At 50.9% G+C, this 20,372-nt stretch carries 18 protein-coding genes; 16 read left to right on the top strand and 2 right to left on the bottom strand.

Annotation, left to right across the window (positions count from 1 at the left end):
* Positions 1-99 precede the first annotated feature (99 nt).
* From ACLB09_RS10500 to ACLB09_RS10485, 4 genes are all read left to right on the top strand, one after another.
* Positions 100-1,212, top strand: coding sequence for a citrate/2-methylcitrate synthase (locus ACLB09_RS10500; RefSeq protein WP_410769761.1), 1,113 nt, complete (start codon positions 100-102; stop codon positions 1,210-1,212).
* A gap of 103 nt (positions 1,213-1,315) precedes the next feature.
* Positions 1,316-2,611: an NADP-dependent isocitrate dehydrogenase gene (gene icd / locus ACLB09_RS10495; RefSeq protein ID WP_410769760.1), complete on the top strand. Its 1,296-nt coding sequence runs from the start codon at positions 1,316-1,318 to the stop codon at positions 2,609-2,611.
* 14 nt (positions 2,612-2,625) lie between these two features.
* Positions 2,626-3,567, top strand: a complete 942-nt coding sequence (gene mdh, locus ACLB09_RS10490; protein ID WP_410769759.1) for a malate dehydrogenase — start codon at positions 2,626-2,628, stop codon at positions 3,565-3,567.
* 133 nt (positions 3,568-3,700) lie between these two features.
* Positions 3,701-4,126: a hypothetical protein gene (locus tag ACLB09_RS10485; RefSeq protein ID WP_410769758.1), complete on the top strand. Its 426-nt coding sequence runs from the start codon at positions 3,701-3,703 to the stop codon at positions 4,124-4,126.
* A 62-nt stretch (positions 4,127-4,188) separates the two neighbouring features.
* Here ACLB09_RS10485 and ACLB09_RS10480 read toward each other — a convergent pair whose 3' ends face one another.
* Positions 4,189-4,527 carry a helix-turn-helix domain-containing protein gene (locus tag ACLB09_RS10480; protein WP_114497930.1) on the bottom strand — a complete coding sequence of 113 codons (339 nt, stop codon included), beginning with the start codon at positions 4,525-4,527 and terminating at the stop codon, positions 4,189-4,191.
* Between the two features lie 177 nt (positions 4,528-4,704).
* On the opposite strand from ACLB09_RS10480, the gene ACLB09_RS10475 reads away from it, so the two are divergent.
* Both ACLB09_RS10475 and ACLB09_RS10470 read left to right on the top strand, forming a co-directional pair.
* The gene (locus ACLB09_RS10475; protein WP_410769757.1) at positions 4,705-5,586 is read left to right on the top strand and encodes a glycosyltransferase family 2 protein; all 882 of its coding nucleotides are present in this window, start codon (positions 4,705-4,707) and stop codon (positions 5,584-5,586) included.
* A 212-nt stretch (positions 5,587-5,798) separates the two neighbouring features.
* Complete coding sequence (locus ACLB09_RS10470) at positions 5,799-6,668, top strand: SDR family oxidoreductase (protein WP_410769756.1); 870 nt, start codon at positions 5,799-5,801, stop codon at positions 6,666-6,668.
* Between the two features lie 872 nt (positions 6,669-7,540).
* Here ACLB09_RS10470 and yfbR read toward each other — a convergent pair.
* Positions 7,541-8,158, bottom strand: a complete 618-nt coding sequence (gene yfbR, locus ACLB09_RS10465; protein WP_410769755.1) for a 5'-deoxynucleotidase — start codon at positions 8,156-8,158, stop codon at positions 7,541-7,543.
* Between the two features lie 117 nt (positions 8,159-8,275).
* Here yfbR and ACLB09_RS10460 point away from each other — a divergent pair, with 117 nt between their 5' ends.
* The 10 genes from ACLB09_RS10460 to ACLB09_RS10415 all read left to right on the top strand — a co-directional run bounded on the left by ACLB09_RS10460 (position 8,276) and on the right by ACLB09_RS10415 (position 20,363).
* Positions 8,276-9,832 carry a fumarate hydratase gene (locus tag ACLB09_RS10460; protein WP_410769754.1) on the top strand — a complete coding sequence of 519 codons (1,557 nt, stop codon included), beginning with the start codon at positions 8,276-8,278 and terminating at the stop codon, positions 9,830-9,832.
* A 2-nt stretch (positions 9,833-9,834) separates the two neighbouring features.
* Entirely contained in the window at positions 9,835-11,637 is a 1,803-nt protein-coding gene (pnpS, locus tag ACLB09_RS10455; protein WP_410769753.1) for a two-component system histidine kinase PnpS, read from the top strand.
* A gap of 140 nt (positions 11,638-11,777) precedes the next feature.
* Positions 11,778-12,503 (top strand): response regulator transcription factor, encoded by a 726-nt coding sequence (locus tag ACLB09_RS10450; protein ID WP_410769752.1) that lies wholly within the window; start codon positions 11,778-11,780, stop codon positions 12,501-12,503.
* Positions 12,504-12,625: 122 nt separating this feature from the next.
* Complete coding sequence (locus ACLB09_RS10445; RefSeq protein ID WP_410769751.1) at positions 12,626-13,729, top strand: methyl-accepting chemotaxis protein; 1,104 nt, start codon at positions 12,626-12,628, stop codon at positions 13,727-13,729.
* A gap of 156 nt (positions 13,730-13,885) precedes the next feature.
* On the top strand, positions 13,886-14,641 hold the full coding sequence (gene pstB / locus ACLB09_RS10440) for a phosphate ABC transporter ATP-binding protein PstB (RefSeq protein ID WP_410769750.1): 756 nt from the start codon (positions 13,886-13,888) through the stop codon (positions 14,639-14,641).
* A 21-nt stretch (positions 14,642-14,662) separates the two neighbouring features.
* Positions 14,663-15,322: a phosphate signaling complex protein PhoU gene (gene phoU / locus ACLB09_RS10435; protein ID WP_410769749.1), complete on the top strand. Its 660-nt coding sequence runs from the start codon at positions 14,663-14,665 to the stop codon at positions 15,320-15,322.
* A 199-nt stretch (positions 15,323-15,521) separates the two neighbouring features.
* On the top strand, positions 15,522-18,179 hold the full coding sequence (gene polA, locus ACLB09_RS10430) for a DNA polymerase I (protein WP_410769748.1): 2,658 nt from the start codon (positions 15,522-15,524) through the stop codon (positions 18,177-18,179).
* Positions 18,180-18,211: 32 nt separating this feature from the next.
* Positions 18,212-19,210: a DNA-formamidopyrimidine glycosylase gene (gene mutM, locus ACLB09_RS10425; protein WP_410769747.1), complete on the top strand. Its 999-nt coding sequence runs from the start codon at positions 18,212-18,214 to the stop codon at positions 19,208-19,210.
* Entirely contained in the window at positions 19,207-19,803 is a 597-nt protein-coding gene (gene coaE / locus ACLB09_RS10420) for a dephospho-CoA kinase (RefSeq protein WP_410769746.1), read from the top strand. The genes mutM and coaE overlap by 4 nt, the downstream gene beginning before the upstream one ends.
* Positions 19,800-20,363 carry a lytic transglycosylase domain-containing protein gene (locus ACLB09_RS10415; protein WP_410769745.1) on the top strand — a complete coding sequence of 188 codons (564 nt, stop codon included), beginning with the start codon at positions 19,800-19,802 and terminating at the stop codon, positions 20,361-20,363. The genes coaE and ACLB09_RS10415 overlap by 4 nt, the downstream gene beginning before the upstream one ends.
* Positions 20,364-20,372 lie beyond the last annotated feature (9 nt).

Below are 20,372 nucleotides of genomic sequence, written 5' to 3'. Positions count from 1 at the left end.
CCACTTCTTGCATTGCTCTGAAAATTTTAAACTTTTAAATTGAAAATGTTTTCATTGGCTTGTTTGGCTTATATTTCGTTTCCAAAGGAGAGATGTACTATGACAGCTACCAAAGGTCTGGAAGGTATTGTGGCAGCTACTTCATCGATCAGTTCCATCCATGACGGGGTTCTTGCTTATCGCGGGATCAACATTGACGACTTGGCGGAACGCGCGAGCTATGAAGAGACTGCTTATTTGCTATGGTACGGCAAGCTGCCCACCAAGACCCAGTTGGCTACCCTTCAGAAGCAGCTAAGCGAATCGGCTTCCGTTCCTGAAGCGGTACTGGAGCAAATGAAGCTGTATCCCGGCAATGCCAATACGATGGCTGTCCTCCGTACGGCCGTATCGGCTCTTGCTTTGTACGATGAACATGCGAATGAGAACACCCGGGAAAGCAATCAGCAAAAGGCGATTAAGCTGCAAGCCCAACTGCCCACGTTAATTGCCGCCTTCGCCCGGATCCGCGACGGCAAGGAGCCTGTCGCGCCATTGAAGGACGTGTCACTGGCGCATAATTTCCTTTACATGCTATCCGGGGAAGAACCGGATCCGGTGGCGGTACGCGCTTTGGATCAGGCGCTGGTATTGCATGCGGATCACGAATTGAACGCTTCCACCTTCTCGGCTCGCGTCACGATTGCAACGCTGTCGGATATTTACTCCGGCGTGACTTCCGCAATCGGTACGCTGAAAGGACCGCTGCACGGCGGGGCTAATGAAGCCGTTAGCCAGATGCTTGGCGAAATCGGCACCCTGGACAATGCCGAGCCTTATATCCAGAAGAAGCTGGCCAATAAAGATAAAATTATGGGATTCGGACATCGCGTTTACAAGAACGGGGATCCGAGGGCGAAACATCTGCAGAAGATGTCGCGCCAGCTTGGCTTAATGAAGGGCGATTCCACACTTTACGACATTTCGGTCAAAGTGGAGGAGCTTGTTACCGGTCAAAAAGGGCTGAAGCCGAACGTGGACTTCTATTCCGCTTCCGTATATACGATGCTTGGCATCCCGAGGGATTTGTTCACTCCGATTTTCGCGATCAGCCGCCTTTCGGGCTGGACCGCCCATATTTTGGAGCAACTGGATGACAATCGTATTATCCGGCCGCGTGCGGAGTATACGGGCGTGACCAATCAGCAATACATTCCGATCGATTTGCGATAGTACATTGCAACCCGGGAAACCGGGTTGCCATTTATGTTAAAATGAAAGTCGTAACCGTAAATTCCCGTCAAGACCAAATTGTTATGAGGAGGAACACATACACATGCTGCAATTGGAAAAGTTTAGCCTTCCTACCGAAGGTGAAAAAATCGTTATCGAAGGCGGTAAGCTTCAAGTGCCGAACAATCCGATCATTCCTTTTATCGAGGGTGACGGAACGGGCCGCGACATTTGGAAAGCGTCCAAACGGGTATTGGATGCCGCGGTGGAAAAAGCTTATGGCGGCGAAAAGAGCATCGCCTGGTACGAGGTATTCGCAGGAGAGAAGGCCTACAATACATACGGAGAGTGGCTTCCGGCCGATACGCTGACCGCCATCCGCGAGTATATTGTGGCGATCAAGGGACCCCTGACTACGCCGATCGGCGGCGGAATCCGCTCCTTGAACGTGGCGCTGCGCCAAGAGCTCGACTTGTACGTATGTCTTCGTCCTGTCCGTTATTTCGATGGGGTGCCATCCCCTGTAAAACGTCCGGAACTCGTGGACATGGTCATTTTCCGGGAAAATACGGAAGATATTTATGCGGGGATCGAATATAAAGAAGGCTCCGAAGAAGTGAAAAAGGTGCTCCAATTCCTTCAAAACGAAATGGGCGTCAAGAAGATCCGCTTCCCGGAAACGTCCGGAATCGGTATCAAGCCGGTGTCCGAAGAAGGCTCCAAACGCCTTGTCCGCGCAGCGGTTGAATATGCGATCAAGCATGAACGGAAGAGCGTAACTCTTGTTCATAAAGGCAATATCATGAAATTTACGGAAGGCGCGTTCAAAAACTGGGGCTACGAAGTGGCCGAAGCCGAGTTCGGCGACAAAGTATTCACTTGGGCCCAATATGACCGGATCAAGGAAGAGTCCGGTACTGACGCTGCTAATCAGGCGCAGAAGGATGCGCAGGACGCCGGCAAAATCATCATTAAGGATGCGATTGCGGATATCGCGCTGCAACAAGTGTTGACGCGTCCGACCGATTTCGACGTCATCGCGACATTGAACTTGAACGGTGACTATTTGTCCGATGCTTTGGCTGCCCAAGTCGGAGGCATCGGCATTGCCCCTGGGGCGAATATCAACTATGTGACAGGTCATGCGATTTTTGAAGCCACGCACGGCACGGCGCCGAAATACGCGGATCTGGATGTGGTAAATCCGGGTTCGGTTATTTTGTCCGGCGTGATGCTGCTTGAGCATCTCGGCTGGCAGGAAGCCGCCGACCTCATCTACAAAGGCCTGGAAACCTCCATCAACAACAAGACTGTAACCTACGACTTTGCCCGCCTGATGGAAGGCGCAACCGAAGTGAAATGTTCCGAATTTGCGGATCAAGTCATTAAAAACATGTAGGAGGTCTTGAGCACGTGGGTATTCAACGTAAAAAAATTACGGTTGTCGGCGCCGGTTTTACCGGTGCGACGACCGCTCTAATGCTTGCGCAAAAAGAACTCGGGGATGTCGTTCTGCTGGACATTCCGGCATTGGAAAATCCGACGAAGGGCAAGGCGCTCGACATGCTTGAAGCAAGTCCCGTTCAAGGATTTGACAGCAATATCGTCGGCACGTCTTCTTATGAAGATGCCGCGGGTTCCGACATCGTCATCATTACGGCCGGGATCGCCCGCAAGCCGGGCATGAGCCGCGATGATCTCGTTAACACGAATGCGGGAATCGTTCGCTCGGTATGCGAAAACGTGAAGAAATATTGTCCGGATTCTACCGTACTTATCTTGAGTAATCCGGTTGACGCTATGACTTATGCGGCTTATCAGGCGCTCGGTTTTCCGAAAAACCGTGTCATCGGCCAATCCGGCGTGCTCGATACAGCGCGGTACTGCACGTTTATCGCACAGGAATTGAACGTTTCAGTTGAAGACGTGCGCGGTTTCGTGCTTGGCGGACACGGCGACGACATGGTTCCGCTCGTGCGGTATTCCAGTGTCGGCGGCATTCCGATCGACACGCTCCTGTCCGCGGAACGCATCGAGGCGATCGTGCAGCGTACGCGCGTAGGCGGCGGCGAAATCGTTAACCTGCTTGGCAACGGCAGTGCTTATTATGCGCCGGCTGCTTCGCTGGTTCAAATGACGGAAGCGATTCTGAAAGACAAAAAACGGATTCTGCCGGTTATAGCCCTGTTGGAAGGCGAATACGGCTACGATGGTCTGTTTATGGGCGTTCCCGCTATTCTGGGCGGTGAAGGAATCGAGAAGGTATTCGAGTTAGAGCTTACCGCAGACGAAAAAGCCGCGTTGGATAAATCGGCTGCTTCGGTCCGCAATGTGATTTCTGTCGTTCGGGGTTAATCATGTCTGAAGTGTGAACATATGAAAATCAGGAACCCTCCTGTTCAGGAGGGTTCCTTTCCTTTGAGGTAAACTATGGGTATAATAGATTGTAATAAATATAATTGACGATGAAAGGCGGTTGTGATAAAAGATGTTTGGTGTTATGCTCTTTCTCCACATCGTGGGGGCTTTATCCTTGGGATTTTATCTGATCCTACCTTTGGTGTTCGCTAAAGTGAGCAAGCTCGCACCTGCGGCGCAGGAAGGGACGGTAGCGACCGTCAAGACGTTGAATACTTATGCGCAAATCGGTTTGGTCATCCAACTGCTGACCGGCGGATACTTAATGAGTCAGGGGGATTATTCCGTTCCCTGGATGATCGTCATCGTGATTTTGTTCCTGGCGATCGGGGCGTTCAGCGGCATTATGGGTAAACCTCTCCGGCAAACGCTTGAAGGGATCCGTTCCAATAAAGGAACGCAGGAAGCGGCCGGAAAGCTCCGCACCTTCAGCACTTTGCTGAGCGTTTGCGTGCTATTGATCTCGTTCTTTATGGTATACAGCGACATTATTTAATCGACTGTTAGAAGTACATAATGAAAGCCTGCCGGGAAACCGGCAGGCTTTTGTTGTTGAATTTATTTTGTCTCCATATCGTCCAAATGGGCGAACATCAGCTTCATCACATCAAGCGCAAGCTGTTTTTCCTTGGGAGAACGGTCCAGCATAATTTGACGGATCTGGTTCATAAACTGATCATCGCTAATTTCAATCGAATCATGCAGCAAATAATCGACAGTCACACCCAGCTGATTGGCCAATTTGACGAGCGTTTCCAACGACAGGCTGCGTTCGCCGCGCTCGATTTGTCCTATGTATGCATCGGAAACCTCGACCTTTTCAGCGAGTTTTTCCTGGGTCCAATTCATTTTATGCCGCTCTTGCCGCAATCTTTTGCCTAAAGCATCGTAGTCCATATAACCCCTCCTATATTTACCATAGTTAGAATGAGAGGCAAAGATAATAAACTATCAGTTTTGTTTGTATTTACTGAAAGCATGAATTGGGTTATTATGGAACCTAGGACAAGACCAATGTCGTCGTCATCATGGTGCTGCGTAAAGATATTATTTCCGACCTTAAGGAGAATAATCATGCCTTGCCAAGCCCCTGTATCCATCATTATTACCGTAAAAAACAGCGGTGTGGATCTCTTCATGACCATGGAGTCGCTGAAGGTTTCCCATACCCGCCTACCCTATGAAGTGATTATCGTAAATGAAGACTCGATTGACGGATGCTGCGATTTCCTGATGAATTATAAGTTTCAACAGCCGGTAAAGCTGCTTAAAGGACAAAAAGGCTTACCCTCCCGCAATTTGGCAGCCGCTCATGCCTCCGGGAAATATTTGATCTTTTGCAGTCCCCGTTTGTATTTCGAAGATGATTGGATGGAGTTGCTGCTCATGCCGGTCATGGCGGGAGAGGCGGATTGCGCATCACCGCAATTGACGATTCACGAATCGTCCAGAATGAAGCCGCATTGCAGTTATGAAGGCGCATTTCTTCATTCCGTGCAAAGCTTCCCTTGGACCGGTCATGGGGATGAATTATCATGGCTTTCCTGGGAGTGCTTTGCCGTCAGCCGGGCGAAGTTTCAGGAAATCGGAGGGATGGAAGAAGGATTCCACAGCAAAGAACTCGAAGCGGTCGAATTTTCGCTTAGAATGTGGCTGCTGGGAGGAAGCTGCCGGCTCGTTTCCGGAGTTTCGCTGAAAGTAGTATTCAGGCAAAACTTTCCTTATGACGACAGCGGCAATCAATGGGGAGAAGATTTGATGAGTATCTCGTATCTTCACTTCAATGATGCGCGCATCGTAAATAACCGGAGGCTCGTGTCTCAGGTTTTCGGAGAGAATATATTGCAAAATGAAAACGCAATCTTGGACCGGACCACATTATCCAGAGAAAAATATGCAATTCGACGAATTCGTGATGATTCCTGGTTTTTTCAGCATTTTGGCATACCGGTCTAATCATTGGCGTGTTTGGGTTATTCCTCCCGGTGGTAAGTTAGTTCTTGAAGCGTGATAACTTCATGCAGGCTGCAGGATCACTCATTACCTCTGCAGGTTTTTCTTGCAGGATGATCCTGAGTTGTTTATGTTTCGGCATAGACTTTCCTGCATAGGCTTATCCTAGACGTGTAATTACAGGAAACTACTAGCCAATGGAAGGAGAATGTAACATGTCAGGAAACGGACAGTCAAAACAAACGATGCCTCCCCAGCATCAGAACCAGCAGCCTGGGATCGAATCCGAAATGCATCCCCGCCCAGAGTACGAGGGCGCCTATTTAGCCGCGGGTAAACTGCGGAATAAAGTAGCCTTGATCACCGGGGCCGACAGCGGAATCGGCCGTGCGGTTGCCGTGGCCTATGCCAAGGAAGGTGCGGACGTCGCGATCGTTTATTTAAATGAACATGATGATGCGAATAAAACGAAAGCGGAGGTTGAGCAGGAGGGACGTAAATGCCTGCTTATCCCCGGTGACGTAGGGGACGAGAATTTTGCCCGGCAAGCGGTCAAGCAAACGGTCGATACGCTGGGCGGGCTGGATATACTGATTAATAATGCTGCTGAACAGCATCCGCAGAAGGGCATTGAAGATATTACAACAGAGCAATTGGAGCGAACGTTCCGAACGAATATTTTCGCGATGTTCCACTTTGTGAAGGCGGCGTTGCCTCACTTGAAGAAGGGCAGCGCAATCATTAATACGGCTTCCGTTACCGCTTATAGAGGGAACCCGACTCTAATCGACTACTCGTCTACCAAAGGTGCGATCGTAAGCTTTACGCGCGCGCTTTCGATGAATATCGTCGGCAAGACCGGCATCCGCGTGAATGCGGTGGCTCCTGGCCCGATTTGGACGCCGTTGATCCCATCCACGTTCGATGCCGAGCAGGTTTCCAAATTCGGCGGCGACACGCCGATGCAGCGCCCCGGCCAGCCGGAGGAACTGGCTCCCGCCTATGTTTACCTGGGTTCGGACGATTCCTCTTACATGAGCGGCCAGGTGCTTCATATCAACGGCGGCGAAATAGTAAACGGTTAGGCTGAATGGAATAAGAAGAGGAAGAAAAGCGTATTAGAAGAGTCTGGAGGAAAAGGGCGTAAGTGAATTCCGTACGAAAAGTGCGGAAGAACGCCCGAGTAACTAATAATAAAAGCCTCTGCTTCCGGTCAGTTCGGAGGCAGGGGCTTTTTTGGGGACCTCAAATGAGCAAATTGACAAATTGAGCAAACCGAGCAAATCGAGCAAATCGAGAATATTGAGTAAAATAAGCAAATCGAGCAAGTTGAGTGAATCTTGCGTATCGAGCAAATCGAGTAAAATGAGCAAAAATGAGGATAAACTAGGGAAGTAACATTGAAGGAAACATTGAAGGAAACATTGAAGGAAACGCTGTAGGTAACGCTGTAGGTAACGCTGTAGGTAACGCTGTAGGTAACGCTGTAGGTAACGCTGTAATTAATACTCTATGTAACTCCCCGAGCAACACTTTAGGTAATACTCTATGTAACACTCCGAGTAACACTCTAGGTAACACTCTAGGTAACATTGAAGGTAACGCACTAGGTAACACACTAGGTAACACACTAGGTAACACACTAGGTAACACAACAGGAAACAAGATGTCCACGGCAACTGCCCATGCATCCGTTGAATAACTGGAGAAACTACAGTTAATTTTCTGCCAACATCTCTTACAGCCAATTTAACTGGAAAACCTACAGTTATATTGGACGAAATCGTCATACTGGCAGGGAAAGCGGCGAATTAGCTGTAGGTTTTCCAGCTATTTTGCCAGATATAGCGAAATCGGAGAAATTAACTGTAGGAAATCCAGTTAATTTCCACGGGATAGGGTAACTCATTCCGCCATCCCCTGAAATATCCGCTCCAGTACCGCTCAATTCCATAAGCTACTCGGCCGGCGCCTCATCCTCGGACAGTTCATCGAGCGTCATTTCGAAGCTTGGCGCGAAGTGCTCGAGGAAATAGGCCACTTCTGGCAGGTTTAGGCGTTCCAATTTGTCTGCCAGCTGCTGTTTTGCGACGGCGAACTCCCGGTTCCCGGCGGTTAATTCCCATGCGCATTTCAGGTAGGCGTCCAGGCTGTCGGCTGCTTTTACAATCTTCAGCAACTCGGCATCGCTTTCGGGACCATTGTGGGTTCCCGGTGCCAGCAGAGGTGCATAGGTCGGCTGCAAGGCAGGCGGGATCATGGAAAGAAGCCGTTCGGCGGCGATTCCCTCCATCTCCCGGAAATTGGACAGCAGTCTTGGATTGTGGTGTTTGACGGGGGTGGGGATATCCCCGGTGAACACTTCCGTCGCATCGTGAAACAAGGCAAGCGTAGCCGCGCGTTCCGCGTTCAACCGGCGTCCGAACAACCCGTTGCCGATTTCGCACAGAAGATGAGCGAGCAAAGCCACATGAAAGGAATGTTCGGCCACGTTTTCGGCGGCGGTGCTCCGCATCAGACTCCAACGTTTGATGGACCTTAGACGGTACATATAAGCGGAAAAATGATAGCTCATCAGTGAGAAACCTCTCTTTTTATGACATAAATTTGAATATATTTTCAACCTCTATTTAGGTACTATGTTATTATAAAGCTATTGAGAATTCGAAGACAAGAGAGGGGAATTCGGATCATGCATCAGTTTGAAGAAAGCATTTATCAATTGATTGTGGAGACTTCAACCAACTTGCCCGGTGACGTTCGCCGCGCTGTTAACTCGGGACGGGCGCTGGAGAATCAGGGTACTCGTGCGGGTCTGGCTCTATCGACAATTACGCAAAACATAAACATGGCCGAGGAGCAAATTTCCCCGATCTGCCAGGATACCGGAATGCCGACCTTTATCGTGCATACCCCGGTCGGTACGAACCAGATCGAGCTAAAGAAAGCCATCAAATCGGCGATTCAACGTGCGACGAAGGACGGCAAACTGCGTCCGAATTCGGTTGACTCGCTTACCGGTGAGAATAGTGGGGACAATTTGGGTCCCGGCACGCCGGTGATCCATTTTGAGCAATGGGAAGAGAGTTACATCGACATGCGGCTTATTTTGAAGGGCGGCGGATGTGAAAATAAAAATATTCAATACAGCCTGCCGGCTGAATTGGAAGGACTGGGCCGCGCCGGGCGGGATCTGGACGGAATCCGCAAATGCATTCTGCATGCGGTTTATCAGGCGCAGGGGCAAGGCTGCAGCGCGGGCTTTATCGGCGTCGGCATCGGCGGCGACCGGACGACAGGGTATGAGCTGGCCAAGCAACAGTTGTTCCGTGAAGTGGATGACGTCAACCCGATTGCCGATCTGGACCGGCTTGAACGCTATATTATGGAAGCCGGGAACCAGCTTGGCATCGGCACGATGGGCTTTGGCGGCGAAGTGACGCTGTTGGGCTGCAAAATCGGCGTCGCCAACCGCCTGCCCGCGAGCTTTTTTGTCTCGGTAGCTTATAACTGCTGGGCATTCCGCCGCCAAGGCATAAAAATGGATCCCGCTACAGGGAAAATCGGCGGCTGGCTTTATCCGGCCGGCAGCGAGGTAGCGATGGTGGAGCTTAAGCAGGAGAACGAAGCAGCCCCTACTGGTGAATCCCTAGATCAGCCTTCCAAGGGGCGGAAGATCGTGCTCCAGACGCCGATTTCGGAAGAACAGATCCGCGGCCTTCGCGTAGGCGATGTCGTAACGATTAAGGGCGAAATTCATACGGGCCGCGATGCGTTGCATAAGTACCTGATGGATCACGATGCACCTGTCGATCTTAATGGAGCCGTCATTTACCATTGCGGCCCGGTCATGCTTAAGGACGATCAGGGCTGGCGAGTTATGGCAGCCGGACCTACGACAAGCATCCGCGAGGAACCTTATCAAGGCGACATCATCAAGAAATTCGGCATCCGGGCAGTCATCGGCAAGGGCGGAATGGGGCCGAAAACGCTTGCCGCGCTTCAGGAACACGGAGGGGTTTATCTGAACGCGATCGGCGGAGCCGCCCAGTATTACGCCAAGTGCTTAAAGAAAGTGAACGGCGTGGATTTCATGGAGTTCGGCATACCGGAAGCGATGTGGCATTTGCAAGCCGAGGACTTCCAGGCCATCGTAACGATGGATTCGCACGGCAACAGCCTGCATGCAGGCGTAGAAAAAGAGTCGCTGGAGAAGCTGGCCACTTTTAAAGAAGCGGTGTTCAAATAAAGATGAAAACATTTCGTACTCGACTTACTATTATTCTAATGAGCCTTGTTGGAATCTCCATGCTTGCGGCGGGATTGACGATGGCGCAATTGTTCAAGGATTCCCATATCCGTGCACTGGAGGAAAACATGGCGCGGGAAATCAATTTGCTGGAAAGCACGTTCCCGTTCATATCCCCCGATAGCGATAATGCGGTTGAATTTTATACGGCCAAAGCCCGGGAGCTTGATAACCTGACGGATTCGCGGATCACATTTATAAAATTGGACGGCACGGTGATCGGCGATTCGGAAATGTTGCCTAAGGATATGGATAATCATCAAGACCGCGAAGAGATCATGTCGGCAGATGGATCTGCCGTCGGCAGCGCGATTCGCCATAGCGAGACCATTGGGCAAGACATGCTCTACGTGGCCCGTCATGTCAAGTCGGACGCCGGGTTTGACGGATACATCCGGTTGTCCATGAGCCTGGAAGCCGTCGGCAAAGAGCTCAATAAAGGCTGGTACCTGATGGCGGGTGGCCTGCTGCTGTTGTTTTTGGCCGCAGCCATAGTCAGTTACCGGGTAGCCGCAGGGCTGACCAGACCCCTAGAGCATATTACCAAGGTGGCCAACCGGATATCGGGGCTTGATTATGATGCCAGGGTGAATCTGAACCGCAAGGACGAGATCGGTCAACTGGGTCAAGCCATCAACGGAATGGCCGACAGTTTACAGCAGCAGCTAAAAGTCATTCATGATAATGAAGACTTGATGCAAAGCGTTCTAGCGAATATGACCGGCGGGATTTTAATGGTCGATTGTTTCGGTAAAGTAGCCTTGATCAACCGGGAGGCGGAGCGTATTTTGCATCTTCGGGGCGAACAGATTCTCGGCAAACCTTATCAGGACTTGAAACGAAATTATGAGTTTATGAAGTTCGTGGAGGAAGGAATAACCGCAAAGGAGTTAATCCGGGAGGAGCGGAACGTCTACGATCCGGAGGAGCTGATCCTGCAGTTTGACGGAGTTCCTATGTTTGAAGATGAAGGAAGTTACCGGGGGATGCTGTTTCTTCTACAGGACGTTACCGACATCCGGCGTCTGGAAGTGATGCGCAGCGAATTTGTCGCAAACGTATCCCACGAATTGAAAACCCCGATCGCAGCGGTGAAAGGGTTCGCGGAAACGCTGCTGGCCGGCGGGGTGAAGGACGAGGAGACGGAGCGATCCTTCCTGCAGATCATCCATGATGAAGGGGAGCGGCTTAACCGGCTGATCGGGGATATCCTGGAGTTGTCCAAGATCGAATCGAAGCGGGTGCCGCTGGAATATGCTCCGGTTCACCTTAAGGAATTATTCGATAGCATCTTTGAAATGTTGCAGCCTGCCGCGACCAAAAAATCGATCGTGATGGTGCAGAACATTCCTGAGCATCTCTTTATTGAAGGGGATGAGGATCGGCTTAAACAAATATTCATGAATTTGCTCTCCAATGCGATCAGCTATACGCTGGAAGGCGGGAAGGTAAGGGTTGATGTTGAAGTATTAGGCGAAGCTGAAGAAGAAGAGAAGGTCCGTGTTACGGTCAGCGACACGGGTATCGGCATTCCGAAAAAGGACTTGCCGCGGATATTCGAACGTTTCTACCGTGTGGACAAGGCAAGGTCGCGCAGTTCGGGCGGTACCGGACTGGGACTATCCATTGTCAAACACTTGTCCGAGCTGCACCGCGGGATCCTCCGTGTGGAAAGCAAGGTCGGCGAAGGATCTTCGTTTATTCTGGAGCTTCCATTTATGCAGCAGCATGAGGATGAAAATTAAAATAAGTAAAGTTTCCGAAACGCTTCGACTTTTCCGTATTTTTATATTTTTACACCCCGTTAACATATCCATGTTATGCTTGGCTTGTTTGATAAGAAATATCGGCAATTTCGAGACTTTTGGAGAAAATGGGGGTTACCATGACGCAGCGATTGTTGGTAATAGAAGATGAACCGACGCTTTCGAGACTGCTGTCTTACAATTTGACTAGTGAAGGATACCAGGTAGTCGTGGCCGAACATGGCCAGACCGGCTTTGATACGGCGATGCAGCAGGAATTCGATTTGATTTTGCTGGACCTGATGCTTCCGGGGATGAACGGATTCGAAATCATGTCCAAGCTTCGGGGAGAAGGCGTGAAAACGCCAATCATTATTTTGACGGCCAAAAATGCGGAGGAAGAAGTTGTCGAGGGTTTGAAGTCCGGCGCGGATGACTATATCACCAAACCGTTTGGCGTTGCCGAGCTCTTGGCCCGAGTGGCTGCCGTTCTCCGCCGGTCGAATGGGCAAGAAGATCGGGAACCGACGCCAGTACAGACGGAAGCTCAAATTTCCCTCGGCGCGCTCACCGTTTACCCGGAAAAGTACGAAGTAACGCTGAACGGGGAGCAGATTACGCTGAGACCGAAGGAGTTTGAAGTTCTGCTGTACCTCGCGCGCAAACCGGGGGTTGTGATGACCCGGGACGACTTGATGAACGCGGTATGGGGATTCGATTATATCGGCGGACAGCGAACGGTTGACGTCCATGTCAGTTCATTGCGCAAAAAGCTGGAACTCGATCCCGGTTCCGTACACATCGATTCTATTCGCGGCGTAGGGTACAAGCTTGTTGTGAACAAGAAAAAAACGGTCCATCATTGAAATTGTGATGATGGGCTGTTTGTTTTTTTACATAGGTCTTTAGTCCTGTGAATACTCTCATAACACTGTTGATCTATCATTCTGGCATACTCATGTTTTACGAGGGAAAAGGAGTGGTAGAGTTGAGCAACCAGGCAGTTCTGGAATTGACAAAAGAAAGCCGGGTGGAAGCGGTAGACTATTGCCGGATTGTGCCGGTGATCTATCCACTGGAGTTGTGCCGCGACGTCCTGCGGATGTTTCAAAAACAGCCGGATCTTCCCTGTATCGTAGTTTGTGATGAACGGAACTTTCCAATCGGGCTGATGATGCGGGATGTGTTTTTCCGCCATCTGGCAGGGAGATTTGCGGCTGACCTTTTCTATGAGCGGCCTGCCCAGGAGTTTGCCGAACGGAACCCGCTTGTCTGTGAGTTAACTGTCTCGGCGAGGGAACTGCTGGATGCGGCATTGAGCCGGGAAGACCACCACTTTTATGACAGTATGATCGTAACGCATCAGGGCAAATATAAAGGGATTTTGACGGTTCAGGATCTGATGATGCTGTCGAGGGATTTGCAGCGCGAAGCGGAGGAAGCCCGTCGTGAAGCGGTATGCAAGAGCCGTAGCAGGGTGGAGGAGATCGAACAGGCCGTAGATGAGGCATCGGAGGCTTCGAAACGCAGCTTAACGGAATCCGGGCGGATGTCTGCTCTGGCTTCGGCAGGGAGGCTGGAGCTGGAAGAAGTGAAAGCCTCGTTTACCAGGGTAGCTGGAATGACCCGATCGCAGGAGCGGCAAGTCACCGAGCTGAGCGCCCGTGCAGGGGAAATTTCCCTGGTTGCCGCACGGATCCGGGATTTGGCGGATCAAAGCGGGATGCTGGCGATGAATGCTTCCATCGAGGCGGCTCGCGCCGGGGAGCACGGGCGGGGCTTTGCGGTTGTGGCCAACGAGGTGCGTAAGCTGTCCATGCAGACCAAGCAATTGTCCGGGGAGATCGGCGCTACGCTGGAATTGGTCGGCGATCTGGTAAATCAGACGGCGAAAACCGCATTTTCTACGGCAAAAGAAATGGACGAAAGCCTTGGCAGGGTTGAAAAGGCTGAAGATACGTTCGGACTGCTTGTAGAATCCGCTCATCAGACCGAACTGCGCGGTCGGGAAGTGGTTCAATCCTCGGAGAGCGCCGCAAGGACTACCGGACTGGTACGTAAAGAATTATCCAGACTGACGGAATCGGAATGACGAAAATTTTACATAGCGTTTACAATTCGGCTTATCCCTTTTTACATAGGAAAGGTAAAATCGTCATGTACCTATTTACCTAAGCTCTCGGCACGGGCACGCTCCAGGGCGAAGTCCGTGTTTCGTATTGATAATACATTTTGTGGGAGACATGTCATGACACCGATTATTCATATTGAAAGTTTGAATTTGTACTACGACCAGTTTCACGCATTGAAAAATGTATCGCTCGATATTCCGGAAAAAGCGATTACGGCGTTTATCGGCCCCTCGGGGTGCGGGAAATCAACCCTGCTTCGTACGTTGAACCGGATGAATGACATGATTCCCGCGACAAGGATCGAAGGTTCGGTTCGGATTGCGGGAAGCGAAGTTTATGGCGATGACGTCCAAGTGGAAATGTTGCGCAAACAGGTCGGCATGGTATTCCAGCAGCCGAATCCTTTTCCGAAATCGATTTATGACAATGTAGCTTACGGACCAAGACTGCATGGAACGAAAAGCAAGGCCGAACTGGACGAAATCGTCGAGCAAAGCCTGCGGCAGGCCGTATTGTGGGACGAGGTCAAGGATTTCCTCAAGCGATCGGCACTCAGTTTGTCCGGAGGGCAGCAGCAGCGGCTTTGCATAGCCCGCGCAATTGCGGTGCAGCCGCAAATTCTCCTGATGGACGAAGCCACGTCCGCCCTGGATCCGATCTCCACGCTCAAAATTGAAGAACTTGTCCAGGAACTGAAAGATAAGTATACGATCGTCATGGTTACGCATAACATGCATCAAGCTGCCCGGATTTCGGACCGCACCGTTTTCTTCTTGAACGGCGAGATCGTGGAGGCTGACGATACGCGAACCTTGTTCTCCACTCCGCGGGATTCCCGCACAGAAGATTATATTTCGGGCCGGTTCGGTTAATTTAGGAGGAGGCAACTTAAGATGATACAAAGAAGAGAGTTTGATCAGAATCTCGAGGATTTGCGTCAATTGCTCAGACAAATGGGGGAGCATGTGGAACATGCGCTAACAGATTCGATTACGGCTTTGCAAACTTTCGATGCCAAAAAGGCAAAGCAGATCGTAGAGCGGGATATTATTCTCAATCAAATGGAAGAACAGGTGATGGATCTGGGTTCAAGGCTGATAGTGACCCAGCAGCCGGTTGCCAAGGATTTGCGCCGTATTATCGTTGCTTTTAAAATTTCCAGCGACCTGGAGCGGATGGGCGATCTTGCGATAGATATCGCTAAAGTGACTATACGCCTTGAAGGCCAGACCTTGATCAAACCGCTCGTCGACATTCCGAAAATGGCTGAACGGGTCGTAACGATGGTGCAAGAGTCGCTGCAATCCTATTTGGATGAAAATACGGATTTGGCTTATAAGATGGCAAAGGATGACGATGAGGTTGACCATTTGTACAGTCAGATCATCCGGGACTTGTATGCCCACATGGTGGAACATGCCGGTGAACTTCAGCAAGCGATGCTTCTGACCTTGGTCGGCCGATACATCGAACGGATCGCCGACCATGCCACGAATATCGGGGAGAGCGCGGTTTATCTGGTGACGGGCCACCGCCCTGATTTAAATCAATAAAACACAAAGTGTAGACAAGACGTTTCTTGGCCGACTTAAGGCCGAAACGTCTTTCTTTTTGACGAGATGATTCCCGGTCGTAATTCTAGTTTTCCCATGTTTGCAACCAGCGCCGGACAACCCGGCGTTTTTGCTTTTTTATTAACGGGATGCATGTGTTAGAATAGGTAAAGGAGTACGCTGAAGGACGAGGTGTCATATGGAAAAATTGATTCTTATCGACGGTAACAGCATTATTTATCGCGCTTTTTTCGCGATGCCGCCGCTGACCAATTCAAGCGGCTTGCACACGAATGCCGTATACGGATTTACGAATATGCTGCTGCGTTTGATTCAGGAGCAACAACCGACCCATATCCTGGTGGCGTTCGATGCGGGAAAAGAAACGTTCCGTCACGAAGGTTACCAGGAATATAAAGGCGGCCGCGAGAAGACGCCGTCCGAATTGTCGGAGCAATTCCCGCTGATGCGCGAACTGCTTGAAAGCTTCGGGATCGCCTGGTTCGAGCTGCCCGGTTACGAGGCGGATGACATTATCGGTACGATCAGCAAGCAAGGGGAAGAATCGGGACGTGAAGTGCTTGTAGTTACCGGTGACAAGGATATGCTGCAAGTTGTTACCGACAAAGTCACCGTGGCCCTGACCCGGAAGGGAATCAGCGAAGTTGAGCCCTACGGGCCGAAAGAGATCGAGGACAAATACGGACTTCGTCCGCTGCAAATTATTGATTTGAAAGGTCTTATGGGAGATGCGTCCGATAATATCCCCGGCGTGCCCGGCATCGGGGAGAAGACGGCGCTGAAATTGCTGCATCAGTTCGGTTCGGTGGAAGATGTGCTTTCGCACACGGACGAATTGAAAGGGAAAATGAAGGAGAACCTGGTGAATCATGCCGAAGATGCCCGGATGAGCAAGCGGCTGGCCACCATTTTCCGGGAAGTGCCCGTAGAGCGCTCCTGGGACGACATGACATTTAACGGCCTGCAGGAAGATACGGCTGTTCCGATGCTTCGTAAGCTGGAATTCAAATCGTTGCTGGAACGTTTGGCCTTTACGGGCGAAGCCGACGGCAGCGCCGCTCCGGCCGAACCTGCGCCGGAACTGGACGTCACGATTGTAGATTCCGCCGTATTGCCGGAATTGACGGAGTTGCTTCCTGAAATCGGGAGCGTATACGTCGAGTCGGCCGGAGAGAATCCGCATCATGCCGACCTTATGGGCATGGTCCTATCGACTCCTGACCGCCATTTTTACATTTCGCCCCAGTTTTTAAAGAGCGGGGAGGCAGAGTCCGTTGTAGCCTGGCTTGGAAACGAAAAGATACCGAAGCAAGGGTATGATTTGCACAGGATGGACCTGGCTCTTCATTGGGAAGGGATTGCTTTTGCCGGCGCTTACTTCGATATTCAACTTGCCGCTTATCTGCTCGATCCGACGGAAAACGATCAGACCTTAAGCGCGTTGACGGCGAAGTACGGACTTTTCCGGTTGGCTTCGGATGATGAGGTATACGGAAAAGGCGCTAAATTCAAAGTTCCGGATGAAGCGACGCTTAGCTCCCATTTGGCTCGCAAGAGCGATGCGATCATGAAGATCGTTCCTCTCCAGCAGGCTGAATTGGAGAAGAACGAAATGAAGTCTCTTTTTTACGAACTGGAGATGCCGCTGTCCCGCATTTTGGCTGACATGGAGAAGCAGGGCGTCGCCGTAAACCGCGATGACCTGGTGGAATTGGGCAAAGAATTCGAATCTCAGATCAGCAAGCTGGTTTCGCAAATATATGAAATCGCCGGAGTGGAATTCAATCTGAATTCACCGAAGCAGCTTGGCGAAATTTTGTTCGATAAGCTTGGACTGCCTGTCATCAAGAAGACCAAAACGGGGTATTCCACGGACGCGGAAGTGCTGGAGAAGCTGGCGCCATATAACGAGATCGTCCAATATATTTTGGAGTACCGCCAGTTGGCGAAGCTGCAGTCCACATATGTGGAGGGCCTGTTGAAGGAAATCCGCAGCGAGACGGGCAAGGTGCATACGTATTTCCGGCAGACCGTGGCGGCTACCGGCAGATTGAGCAGCCAGTTTCCGAACCTTCAGAACATACCGATCCGTATGGAAGAAGGCCGAAAAATCCGGAAAGTATTCGTTCCTTCCGAGGAAGGCTGGCTGATTTTGGGGGCCGATTACTCGCAAATCGAACTGCGCGTGTTGGCTCATATTTCGGGAGACAAAGGGCTGATGGAAGCCTTTCAGCACGACATGGATATCCACACCAAAACCGCGATGGATGTGTTCGGCGTTTCCGCGGATCAGGTGGACGCCAACATGCGCCGCTCGGCCAAAGCCGTCAATTTCGGGATCGTATACGGAATCAGCGATTACGGCTTGTCCCAGAACCTGAATATTACCCGGAAGGAAGCGGCCCGGTTTATCGACCAGTATTTTGACGCCTTCCAAGGGGTACGTAAGTACATGGATGATATCGTTCGAGACGCCAAACGCGATGGTTACGTCAAGACGCTGTTGGAACGCCGACGCTATCTTCCGGAGATCAACGCTTCCAATTTTAATCTCCGTTCCTTCGCCGAAAGAACGGCGATGAATACGCCGATTCAGGGTACGGCCGCCGATATTATCAAGCTGGCGATGGTGCTTATGGATGAAGCGCTGCACAGCCACGGCTTGAAGAGCCGAATGCTGCTACAGGTGCATGACGAACTTGTATTCGAAGTGCCGCCGGAAGAAGTTGAAGTGATGACGAAGCTGGTGCCGGAGACGATGGAGAAGGCGCTTAAACTGTCCGTGCCGCTTAAGGCTGAAGTCAGCAGCGGAGTTAACTGGTACGAGGCGAAGTAGAAGAATTAATTACGTAACGAGGTGAAATACACATGCCGGAACTTCCTGAGGTAGAAACGGTCAGAAGAACATTGACCGGCCTCATTGTCGGCAAAACGATACAATCCGTTACGGTATCGCTGCCGCGGATTATTCAGCGGCCGGACGATATCCGGCGTTTCGAAACGGAGCTGGCAGGACACAAGATTCTGGATGTCGGCCGCAGGGGTAAATTTCTGCGGATTATCATGGACGGCCTTGTGTTGGTCTCCCATTTGCGGATGGAAGGCAGATACGGCCTGTATGACAGCAACGAACCCGTAGAGAAGCATACGCATGTCATTTTTCATTTTACGGACGGAACCGAGTTGAGATATAAGGATGTACGCCAATTCGGAACGATGCATTTATTTCTTCCCGGCGAGGAATTTAACCATAAGCCATTGGTCAAACTGGGACTGGAGCCGCTGGATGAGAGCTTCACGCGAGAAGCTTTCCGCAAAGCCATCGCCAAGCGGACTACGAAGATCAAGCCGGCCTTGCTGAACCAGGAATATGTGGTAGGCTTGGGGAATATTTATGTGGATGAGGCGCTCTTCCGTGCAGGCATTCATCCGGAGCATCCGGCGAATACGCTCAGTGATGTCGAATTGGATCTTCTGTATGAAGCGATTCTGGCTACACTGACCGAAGCGGTTGATGCCGGGGGCTCCTCGATAAAGTCCTATGTAAACGGGCAGGGCGAGATGGGGATGTTCCAGCATTCTTTGCGGATTTACGGGCGGCAGGGGGAACCTTGCCATAATTGCGGACAACCCGTTGAGAAAACGGTAGTCGGCGGACGGGGTACTCATTTCTGTCCGAACTGCCAGCCTCCGGGCGGGCAAGGATACTCGGGTAAGCCTGGTAGAAGCACGAAACCGGGAACAAAACCAGGCACCAAATCAGCCAAGAAGCCTGTGAATCAAATTGCCAAGAAATTCGCCGCGAAGTCTGGTCCAGAAGTGCCGGCTTCATCCACCGCCGCAACCGGAAATGGAGTGAGAGGATGAATATCGGATTGACCGGCGGAATCGCCACCGGGAAAAGCACGGTTTCACAAATGCTGGTCCGGCGTGGAGCTGCGTTAATTGATGCCGATGTTATCGCCAGAGAAATCATGGAGCCGGGTCATCCTGTTCTTGCAGCCGTTGCGCGGCGCTTTGGACAAGCTGTGCTGCTACCGGGCGGCGGGCTTGACCGGAAACGGCTGGGCTCCATTGTTTTCTCCAATCCGGACGAGCGAAAAGCTCTGGAGGCGATTACGCACCCGGCGATTCGTCTTGAAATGAAGCAAAGAATGGCAGAGTTGGAGGCGGAAAATCCTAGCCGGCTTGTCGTGGCGGATATTCCACTCCTGTATGAGTCCGGATTGGAAAGCCTGTATAATGAGGTGATGGTGGTTTACGTTCCACGGGAGCTTCAACTGGAGCGTTTGCTGGCAAGGGACGGAATGACCCGGAATGAGGCCGAGGCTAGACTTCGTGCCCAGATGGATATTGAATTAAAGAGAGAGAGGGCGGATATTTTGATTGACAACAGTCTCGGCAGGGAAGAGACGGAACTTCAAATAGACGACTTCTGGCGGAAAAAGGGACTGGCATGAGGTGGCTGCGAAAAAAAAGAGTGCTTCTTTTGCTGCTTCTGGGCTTTATCCTGGTCTTATTTTTTAATTCCGCTTGGTTATCGCTTTTTTATCCGATTTATTATAAAGAAGAAATTAGGGTTCATGCCGACAATAACGACATCGATCCTTTGATCGTCGCCGCGATCATCAAGGTGGAAACGAACTATAAACCCGGGGCGGAGTCGAAAAAAGGCGCACTCGGCATTATGCAAATCATGCCCGATACGGCAAAGTGGGTTATAGATAAAGCAAAGCTGGAGAACGTTGAGTTGGATCAGGTGAAAAATGAAAGCGGGACGAACATCCGCATCGGGACCTGGTACCTGAAATCGTTGTCAAACCAGTTCGACGGGAATATGGTAGCCGTAATTGCCGCCTACAATGCCGGTCCGACCAATGTGAAGAATTGGATCAAGAGCGGGCGTTGGGACGGTAGACTGGAAACGACCAAAAATATTCCGTTTGGCGAAACCCGCCATTACGTACAGCGGGTATCCCATTATTATGAGCAGTACTCCAATATTTATGAGGATTTCTAAGCATGCTTT

The organism is Fontibacillus forbon, from assembly GCF_046559655.1.
Taxonomy (GTDB): Bacteria; Bacillota; Bacilli; order Paenibacillales; family Paenibacillaceae; genus Fontibacillus.
Note: the sequence above shows the minus strand (reverse complement) of the source record. Positions and strands in the feature narration are given on the sequence as shown.

Coding starts and splice junctions, on each gene's coding strand:
- ACLB09_RS10500 (WP_410769761.1), top strand. CDS start 100: ATGACAGCTACCAAAGGTCTGGAAGGTATTGTGGCAGCTACTTCATCG.
- icd (WP_410769760.1), top strand. CDS start 1,316: ATGCTGCAATTGGAAAAGTTTAGCCTTCCTACCGAAGGTGAAAAAATC.
- ACLB09_RS10485 (WP_410769758.1), top strand. CDS start 3,701: ATGTTTGGTGTTATGCTCTTTCTCCACATCGTGGGGGCTTTATCCTTG.
- ACLB09_RS10480 (WP_114497930.1), bottom strand. CDS start 4,527: ATGGACTACGATGCTTTAGGCAAAAGATTGCGGCAAGAGCGGCATAAA.
- ACLB09_RS10475 (WP_410769757.1), top strand. CDS start 4,705: ATGCCTTGCCAAGCCCCTGTATCCATCATTATTACCGTAAAAAACAGC.
- ACLB09_RS10470 (WP_410769756.1), top strand. CDS start 5,799: ATGTCAGGAAACGGACAGTCAAAACAAACGATGCCTCCCCAGCATCAG.
- yfbR (WP_410769755.1), bottom strand. CDS start 8,158: ATGAGCTATCATTTTTCCGCTTATATGTACCGTCTAAGGTCCATCAAA.
- ACLB09_RS10460 (WP_410769754.1), top strand. CDS start 8,276: ATGCATCAGTTTGAAGAAAGCATTTATCAATTGATTGTGGAGACTTCA.
- pnpS (WP_410769753.1), top strand. CDS start 9,835: ATGAAAACATTTCGTACTCGACTTACTATTATTCTAATGAGCCTTGTT.
- ACLB09_RS10450 (WP_410769752.1), top strand. CDS start 11,778: ATGACGCAGCGATTGTTGGTAATAGAAGATGAACCGACGCTTTCGAGA.
- pstB (WP_410769750.1), top strand. CDS start 13,886: ATGACACCGATTATTCATATTGAAAGTTTGAATTTGTACTACGACCAG.
- phoU (WP_410769749.1), top strand. CDS start 14,663: ATGATACAAAGAAGAGAGTTTGATCAGAATCTCGAGGATTTGCGTCAA.
- polA (WP_410769748.1), top strand. CDS start 15,522: ATGGAAAAATTGATTCTTATCGACGGTAACAGCATTATTTATCGCGCT.
- mutM (WP_410769747.1), top strand. CDS start 18,212: ATGCCGGAACTTCCTGAGGTAGAAACGGTCAGAAGAACATTGACCGGC.
- coaE (WP_410769746.1), top strand. CDS start 19,207: ATGAATATCGGATTGACCGGCGGAATCGCCACCGGGAAAAGCACGGTT.
- ACLB09_RS10415 (WP_410769745.1), top strand. CDS start 19,800: ATGAGGTGGCTGCGAAAAAAAAGAGTGCTTCTTTTGCTGCTTCTGGGC.